Raw genomic sequence first — 9,059 nt, 5'->3', positions numbered from 1 at the left:
GCGGCTGGCGCCGGGCGATGCCAACGCCAAGGCGCACCCGAAGGCCGCGCAATGGCTGCCGGCGCAGGTGCCGGGCACGGTGCAGACCGACCTGATCGCCGCCGGGGTGGTGCCCGATCCGTTCTATCGCGACAACGAAGCGCAGATCCAGTGGGCCGGGCTCAGCGACTGGCAGTACCAGACCCATTTCCAGGTCGATGCGGCCCTGCTGGCGCGCCCGCACCTGGAACTGGTGTTCGACGGGCTGGACACCTTCGCCGAGGTCTACCTCAACGGCAAGAAACTGCTCGCCGCCGACAACATGTTCCGGCAGTGGCGGGTCGACGCCAAACCGCTGCTCAAGCGCGGCGACAACGTGCTGGAAGTGCGCATCGCCTCGCCGATCAAGAAGATCCAGCCGTGGCTGGCCAAGCAGCCGTACGCGCTGCCCGGCGCCTACGATTCGGCGTTCGGCGACGAACCGGTGGCGCGGCACAGCTCCACCTACGTGCGCAAGGCGCCGTACAACTTCGGCTGGGATTGGGGCCCGCGCATCGTCACCGCCGGCATCTGGCAGGGCGTGCGCCTGGAGGCCTGGGACGACCTGCGCGTGGACGGCCTGCGCATCGCCCAGCAGCGCGTCGACGCCGACGCGGCGCAGTTGCTGGCGCAGCTGCAGGTGCAAGCCGGCCGCAGCGGCGAGGTGCAACTGGACCTGGACGTGCTCGGCCCCGACGGCCAGCGCGTGGGCCAGTTCAGCCAGCGCGCGGTCGTCGATCCAGGTGCCAACACCCTGACCGTGCCGGTGCGCATCGCCAAGCCGCAGCGCTGGTTCCCGGCCGGCTATGGCCGCCAGGACCTGTACACGTTCAAGGCGCAGCTGCGCGATGCTGCGGGCGAGCGCTTCGAGGCGCAGCGCGTCACCGGCCTGCGCAGCGTCGAGTTGCGCCGTGAGAAGGACCAGTGGGGCAAGAGCTTCGCCCTGGTGGTCAACGGCATCCCGGTGTTCGCCAAGGGCGCCAACCTGATTCCGTTCGACAGCTTCCCCACCCGCGTCGACGCCGCGCGCATGCGCGGCTTCCTGCAGTCCGCGCGCGACGCCAACATGAACATGCTGCGCATGTGGGGCGGCGGCCATTACCAGCCTGATAGCTTCTACGAGGATGCCGACCGCCTGGGCATCATGATCTGGCAGGACTTCATGTTCGGCGGCGCGATCCCGCCCTACGACGTCGCGTTCCGCGAGAACACCCGCGCCGAGGCCGAGGAGCAGGTGCGGCGTCTGGGCGACCACCCCAGCATCGTCATCTGGTGCGGCAACAACGAAGTGCAGACCGGCTGGGAGAACTGGGGCGACCGCATCAAGTTCAAGCAGTCGATCGACCCGGAAGAGCGCGAGCGCATCGTCCGCGGCATGACCACGCTGTTCGGCACGGTGCTGCGCGAGGCGGTACAGAAGTACGACAGCGACACACCGTACTGGGCGACCTCGCCGGGCACCGATTTCGACGGCGCCGCCGACCAGCCCGACGACGGCGACATGCACTACTGGAAGGTCTGGGGCGGCCCGGCGCTGCCGGTCACCGAATACCTCAACGTGACCCCGCGCTTCATGTCCGAATACGGCCTGCAGTCGTTCCCCGAGATGCGCACCATCCGCGCCTTCGCCGAACCCGGCGACCTGCAGCCGGAATCGCCGGTGATGCGCGCGCACCAGAAGTTCGACAAGGGCAACGGCAACCAGCGCCTGCTGCTGTACATCCGCCGCGCCTTCGGCGAACCCAAGGACTTCGCCAGCTTCGTCTACCTGAGCCAGATCATGCAGGCCGAGGGCATCACCCTGGCCGCCGAACACCTGCGCGCCTCGCGGCCGCAATCGATGGGGTCGCTGTACTGGCAGCTCAACGACGTGTGGCCCGGCGCCTCGTGGTCGAGCCTGGACTACTTCGGCCGCTGGAAGGCGCTGCAGTACCACGCGCGCCGCTTCTACGCGCCGGAACTGATCGCCGCACTGCGCGACGACAAGGGCCAGACCACCGTGTCGCTGGTCTCCGACCGCACCACGCCGCTGGCCGCGCGCTGGCGCATGCGGGTGATGGACCTGTCCGGCAAGGTGCTGAGCAAGACCGAGAAGCCGGTGACGCTGGCGCCGCTGTCCAGCGTGCGCGTAGGCAGCTTCAGCGATGCGCAGTTGCTGCGCCGCGCCGATCCGCGCCGCAGCGTGGCGGTGTTCGAGCTGCTCGACGGCGAGCGCGTGCTGTCGCGCACCCTGGTGTACTTCGACGCGGCCAAGCGCCTGCAGTGGCCGCAGGCCGACATCCGCAGCGAGCTGCGCGCCGATGGCGACGGCTACGCGCTGACCCTGAGCAGCGCCACGCTTGCGGCGCAGGTGTGGCTGAGCTTCGGCGACCTCGACGTGACCCTGTCCGACAACGCCTTCGACCTGCTGCCGGGCGAGCCGCTGACCGTGCGCGTGCACAGCAGCGCCACCCTGGAGCAGGTGCGCGCGGCGCTGCAGGTGCGCGACCTGGGCGGGACCCTGGCTGGCGCGCCGGCCGAGCCGGCGGAGGCGAAGTGATGGGCCGAGAGATGCTCCGTAGATCGGCCGGCGCGCGGTCGCGGCTGAAGCCGCTCCTACAGCCGCTGGCACAGGCGCTGTGCGCACTCGGCCTGCTCGCCGCCCCGCTCGCCCATGCCGACGAGGCCGAGGACCGCGCCGCCGCGCTGGTGGCGAAGATGACCCGCGCCGAGAAGATCGCGCAGGCGATGAACGCTGCGCCGGCGATCCCGCGCCTGGGGGTGCCGGCCTACGAGTGGTGGAGCGAAGGCCTGCACGGCATCGCCCGCAACGGCGAGGCCACGGTATTCCCGCAGGCGATCGGCCTGGCCGCGACCTGGAACGCCGAACTGCTGCACGACGTCGGCACCGTCACCTCCACCGAGGCGCGGGCCAAGTTCAACCTCGCCGGCGGACCCGGCAAGGACCATCCGCGCTACGCCGGGCTGACCATCTGGTCGCCCAACATCAACATCTTCCGCGACCCGCGCTGGGGCCGCGGCATGGAGACCTACGGCGAGGATCCCTATCTCACCGGACAGCTCGCGGTCGGCTTCATCCACGGCCTACAGGGCGACGATCCGGCGCACCCGCGCACCATCGCCACACCCAAGCACCTGGCCGTGCACAGCGGGCCGGAACCGGGCCGCCACGGTTTCGACGTGGACGTGTCGCCGCACGATTTCGAGGCGACCTACTCGCCGGCGTTCCGCGCCGCCATCGTCGACGGCCAGGCCGGCTCGGTGATGTGCGCGTACAACTCCCTGCACGGCACGCCCGCCTGCGCCGCCGACTGGCTGCTCGACGGCCGCGTGCGCGACGACTGGGGCTTCAAGGGGTTCGTCGTGTCCGATTGCGATGCGATCGACGACATGACCCAGTTCCACTACTACCGCCCCGACAACGCCGGCTCGTCCGCGGCCGCACTCAAGGCCGGGCACGATCTGAACTGCGGCACCGCCTACCGCGACCTCGGCATCGCCTTCGACCGCGGCGAAGCCGACGAAGCCCTGCTCGACCGCTCGCTGGTGCGCCTGTTCGCCGCGCGCTACCGGCTCGGCGAACTGCAGCCGCGGCGCAACGATCCGTATGCGCGGCTGGGCGCCAGGGATATCGACAGCGCCGCGCACCGCGCGCTGGCGCTGCAGGCCGCGCAGCAATCGCTGGTGCTGCTGAAGAACGCCGACGCCACCCTGCCGCTGCGCCCGGGCCTGCGCCTGGCCGTGCTCGGCCCCAACGCCGACGCGCTGGCCGCGCTGGAAGCCAATTACCAGGGCACCTCGGTGCAGCCGGTGACGCCGCTGCAGGGCCTGCGCACGCGCTTCGGAGTCGCCCAGGTCACCTATGCGCAGGGCGCGCCGCTGGCCGCCGGCGTGCCCGGCATGATCCCCGAGACCGCCCTGCGCAGCGACGGCAAGCCCGGGCTGCGCGGCGAGTATTTCGACAACCTGGACCTGGCCGGCACACCGCGCGTGCAGCGCCAGGACCGCGTGGTCGGCTTCAACTGGGACCACGTGGCCCCGGCCAAGGGCGTGGACAAGGATCGCTACTCGGTGCGCTGGAGCGGCGAACTGCTGCCGCCCGGCCCGGGCGACTACACCCTGGCGGTACGCGTGGCGCGCTGCTTCGATTGCGCCGGCCACGACCCGGTGCGCCTGTACATCGACGATCAACTGGTGATCGCCGGCAACGCCGAGGACAAGCACGTGCCGGCCGGCATGCACAATGCCGACGGCCGCAACGTCGAGACCGTGCTGCATTTCGACGACGCGACGCCGCGGCGCATCCGCCTGGAGCTGGAACACCGTGGCCAGGACCAGGGCCTGCGCCTGGAGTGGCTGGCGCCGCCGGCGCTGCAGTTGGCCGAAGCCGAACGCGCGGTGGCGCAGGCCGACGCAGTAGTGGCCTTCGTCGGCCTGTCGCCGGACGTGGAAGGCGAGGAACTGCGCATCGACGTGCCCGGCTTCGACGGCGGCGACCGCAACGACCTGGCGCTGCCGGCCGCGCAGCAGGCGTTGCTGGAACGGGCCAAGGCCAGCGGCAAACCGCTGGTGGTGGTGCTGATGAGCGGCAGCGCGGTGGCGTTGAACTGGGCCAAGCAGCACGCCGACGCGATCATCGCCGCCTGGTATCCGGGCCAGTCCGGCGGCACCGCGATCGCCCAGGCGCTGGCCGGCGACATCAACCCCGGCGGGCGCCTGCCGGTGACCTTCTACCGCTCGACCAAGGACCTGCCGCCCTACGTCAGCTACGACATGAAGGGCCGCACCTACCGCTACTTCAAGGGCGAGCCGCTGTTCCCGTTCGGCTACGGGCTGAGCTACACCCAGTTCGCCTACGACGCGCCGCAGCTGTCGACCGCGACGCTGCAGGCCGGCCAGCCGCTGCAGGTGAGCACCACCGTGCGCAACACCGGCGCGCGCGCCGGCGACGAGGTGGTGCAGGTCTACCTGCAGTACCCTCAGCGCGCGCAGTCGCCGCTGCGCAGCCTGGTCGGCTTCCAGCGCGTGCACCTGCAGCCGGGCGAGGCGCGCACGCTGCGCTTCGCGCTGGACCCGCGCCAACTCAGCGACGTCGACCGCAGCGGCCAGCGCGCGGTCGAGGCCGGCGACTACCGGCTGTTCGTCGGTGGCGGCCAGCCCGGTACCGGCGCGCCCGGCGAGGACGCGGCGTTCTCGATCAGCGGGCGCATGGCCCTGCCGAAGTGAGCGACGGGGCCGCCCACGGCCCCCGTCTACGAAATGCGCCAACGCATGCGGCGGTGCAGCGTAACGGCGCTGCGCGCTGCCGCCGCCGGGCGCCATCCCTGCACGTTCCAGCGTCCTGCTAATTTATTTTTCACGACCTATTGACAGTCTTCCGGGACAGAGGTATCGATAACACGTCGGTGCCACGCATCGACGATGCCAGACGCGCCGAACGCCGCAGCACTTGCGGCGTTTTCCAGGGCAGTTCCAGGGGTGATGTGCCATGTCATGCAGTCGTCGCAGCCAGGATCGATGCCTCGCCGGAGTTCCGGCGCCCTGCCTGTCGTCCGCGTTCCGCGCGGGCACGCATGGGGGCCGCTGCGCATGACCCGTCGCTACAAGCTGAGCGCGCTGCGTTCGCGCTCCAAGTGCATCGCCGGCTACTCGCCGCCACGCCACTGATCGCCATCTAACGGTCCGCCCAGCCGGCAGACGCCTCGCGTCGGTCGCCGTTCGCTCTGTCCTGTTCGCACGCCCTCCGGCGTGCGGTTCGAGCGCGCGCGCCTTCCGTCCACCGTGTCTGCCTTCCAGGAACGCAGCGGCGCGTCGCCTTCGGCGCGTGCCCGCACCGATCACGATCAGCGAGGTGTCACGTGGCAACCCATCCCCATTGCAAGCGCAAGGCGCTGTGCGCCGCCATCCTGGCCATCACCGGCCTTGCCGCCACCGCACCGGCGCTGGCCGGCACCGTGCAGGGCGAACTCAAGGAGCGCAGCAGCGGCAAGCCTGCCGCCCGTGCGAAGGTGGCCATCGCCGGCACCGCGCTCAGCGCCGTCACCGACGCCCAGGGCCGCTTCGTCATCGCCGACGTGCCGGCCGGGCAGTACGCACTGCAACTGGACTACCCCGGTTTCAGCGCGCCCGAAACCACCGTGCAGGTCGCCGACAGCGGCGCCGCCACGGTGTCGATCGCGCTGGACGAGGCCAAGCAGTTGCAGACCATCAGCGTGGCGGCCAACCGCTACGACGCCAGCACGCTGAAGATGAACTCCTCGAACACGGTGGACGTGCTGTCGGCCAACGATCTCGAGCACACCGCCGTGCACAACGTCGCCGAGGCGCTGGGCCTGATCGCCGGCATCAACATCACCTACAGCGGCTCGGGCTACTTCGGCGGCGTCGACGGCGCCGCGCGCGGCGAAGGCATGTTCGCCTCGGTGCGCGGCCTGCCCTCCGAGTACAACGTCAACCTGATCGACGGCGTCACCGTCGCCCAGGGCATGCCGTACAGCCGCAGCGTGCAGTTGAGCCTGCTGCCGCCTTCCGGCCTGCAGACCATCGTCGCCAACAAGACCTCCACCGCCGACATGGACGGCGACGCGATCGGCGGCACCCTGGATTTCCGCACGCCCACCGCCTACGACTACAAGGACGCCACCAGCGGCAGCGTCACCGTCAGCGGCCGCGTCGAGAGCCGGGCGCGCGACTACGGCGGCGACGGCCTCGGCGGCGGCCTGGCCGGCGAGTTCCAGCACAAGTTCGGCGACGAGCAGCAATTCGGTTTCTACGCCAGCGCCTATTACGACTACCGCACCTCGACCAACAGCGAGGTGGCCGCGGCCACCAGCGCGCTCAACGACGGCTCCTGGAAGTTCCTGCATGCCAATGCCGACGGCAGCAACGCCGCCGGCTACGCGCCGCAGGACAACCTGACCAGCACCGGCATGAACGTCGGCGTGGTCGCCGGCTGGGAGCGCCGCTACGGCGGCAATGCCGCCTTCGACTGGAACGTGGACGACACCCTGTCGGTGTACGCACGCGCCACCTACGCCTACGCCAAGACCGACCAGGGCACCACCTTCGTGCAGTTGCTGCCGCAGGACGTCAGCTTCGTGCCGACCGCCACGCCCGGCGTGTATTCGCCCAACATCAACCGCATCGCCGCGCGCTTCTGGTACGAGACCAACCCGGAAATCGCAGACCTGGCCACCTTCCAGGTGGGCGCGCGCAAGACCGTCGGCAACTGGACGCTGTCGCCGAACCTGTTCTACAGCTTCGGCGACAACGACCGCCCCGACCACATCGAGATCGACGGGCGCGAGGACAAGTTCAGCCAGACCAACTTCGCCTACTCCGGCAGCAGCCTGATGCGCTACGGCAGCGGCGCCTTCCCCTATCCGCAGCTGACCCCGGCGCTGCTGGCGCAGGTCAACAACATCCCCTCGCTGTACGCCAGCAGCTACGGCGAATCGACCAAGATCTACTCCGGACAGAAGAAGGGCGGCGCCAAGTTCGACGCGCGCTACGACTTCGCCGACGGTGCGCTGACCGCGCTGCAGTTCGGCGTGAAGTACAGCAAGAGCAGCCGCCACTACAGCAATCGCGACTGGTGGACCGGCCCGGTGCCCGACACCAGCACGCTCGGCGACCTGGGCATCTTCAACGGCGGCTACGCGGCGATCTTCCCCGGCAAGTACCACTGGGCCACGCCGCGGGTCAGCGAGGGCGCGGTGGCGCAGGTCATCGCCAACCACCTCACCGACGACGACCTGGACACCTGCGGCAGCGCGTTCTACGTCAACAACTGGAACTGCAACACCATGCGCGGCACCGAGGCGGTCAGCGCCGCGTACGCGATGGCGACCTTCTCCTTCGGCAGTCTGGAGGTGGTGCCCGGCGTGCGCTTCGAGCACACCAGCATCCACAACACCTTCTGGACCACGCCCACCGACAGCGACGGCAACCAGCAGGTCGGCTATTTCGCCGCCAACAGCACCCACTACGACCAGCCGCTGCCGAGCGTGTTCCTGACCTGGCGCCCGGACAGCGCCACTACCTACCGCGCGGCGCTGTGGACCAGCTATACGCGGCCGGCGTTCGTGCAGTTGGGCGGCGGCAGCCAGATCAACATTTCCAACGGCATCACCACCATCAGCCAGGGCAACCCGGACCTGAAGGCGATCACCTCGACCAACCTGGACCTGTCCGGCGAGTGGGCGACCGACCATGGCGGGTTCTTCTCGTTGGCCGGTTTCTACAAGCGCCTGCACCACTACATCTACGATGCGGGTTCCGGCCAGGCCAATTCGGGCACCAGCGGCAGCGGCACGGTGTTCTACCAGATGCCGACCAACGGCGGCGACGGCCGCGTCTACGGCGTGGAGGTCAGCGCGCGGCAGCGCTTCCAGGATCTGCCGGCGCCGTTCGACGGGCTGGGCGTCAGCGCCAATGCCACGCGCCAGCATGCGCATGCGGATCTGGGCATGGTCGGCTTCGAGGACGAGCAGATGCAGTCGGCACCGAATGCGATGGCCAATCTGGAGCTGTTCTACGAGCGCTCGAAGTTCTCGGTGAACCTGAGCTATCACTTCAGCAGTTCGTATCTGCTGAACTACGATTTCCTGCACCAGAACGCGCCGTGGGACGATCTATGGGCGCGGCCGACGCGGCGGGTGGATCTGCACGCGGGCTATCGGTTCGACAACGGTGTGAATGTGGATCTGTCGATCTCCAATCTCACCAAGGAATACAGTTACTGGGGCCATGTGGGCCGGCACAATCTTGCGGTGTCGGACATCGTGGATGCCGGCATGATGACGTTGTTGACCGTCAAGTACGCGTTCTAGGCCGCGGCGGCGTGCGCACTGGGATGCCATGGCGGAGCGGTGCCAGGGTCTCTGCGGGAGCTTCTTCAATCCCGACGGGCCTTATCGACTTCGCCTCGGCCACGCTTTTTGTGGGAGGGACTTCAGTCCCGACTGGCTTTACCGGTGTCGCCTGGGTTAGCCATCAAAAGCAACAGCTTTCGCCTGGCGGCGAGTCACTTTTCTTTGCTT

3 protein-coding genes are annotated in these 9,059 nt (G+C 69.2%); all 3 read left to right on the top strand.

The window, feature by feature from the left end; all coding sequences use genetic code 11:
- The coding region (locus D183_RS0115105) for a beta-mannosidase (RefSeq protein WP_017909744.1) at nucleotides 1-2,557 on the top strand (2,557 nt) is incomplete at its 5' end.
- 11 nt (nucleotides 2,558-2,568) lie between these two features.
- Entirely contained in the window at nucleotides 2,569-5,244 is a 2,676-nt protein-coding gene (locus D183_RS0115100; RefSeq protein ID WP_017909743.1) for a glycoside hydrolase family 3 C-terminal domain-containing protein, read from the top strand.
- A gap of 632 nt (nucleotides 5,245-5,876) precedes the next feature.
- Complete coding sequence (locus D183_RS0115095) at nucleotides 5,877-8,849, top strand: TonB-dependent receptor (RefSeq protein WP_017909742.1); 2,973 nt, start codon at nucleotides 5,877-5,879, stop codon at nucleotides 8,847-8,849.
- The last annotated feature ends 210 nt before the right edge of the window (nucleotides 8,850-9,059 follow it).

The sequence above is a fragment of the Xanthomonas sp. SHU 199 genome (genome assembly GCF_000364665.1).
Taxonomy (GTDB): domain Bacteria; phylum Pseudomonadota; class Gammaproteobacteria; order Xanthomonadales; family Xanthomonadaceae; genus Xanthomonas_A; species Xanthomonas_A sontii.
The sequence above is the reverse complement of the archived record's forward strand: the minus strand, read 5'-3'. Positions and strand labels throughout refer to the sequence as shown.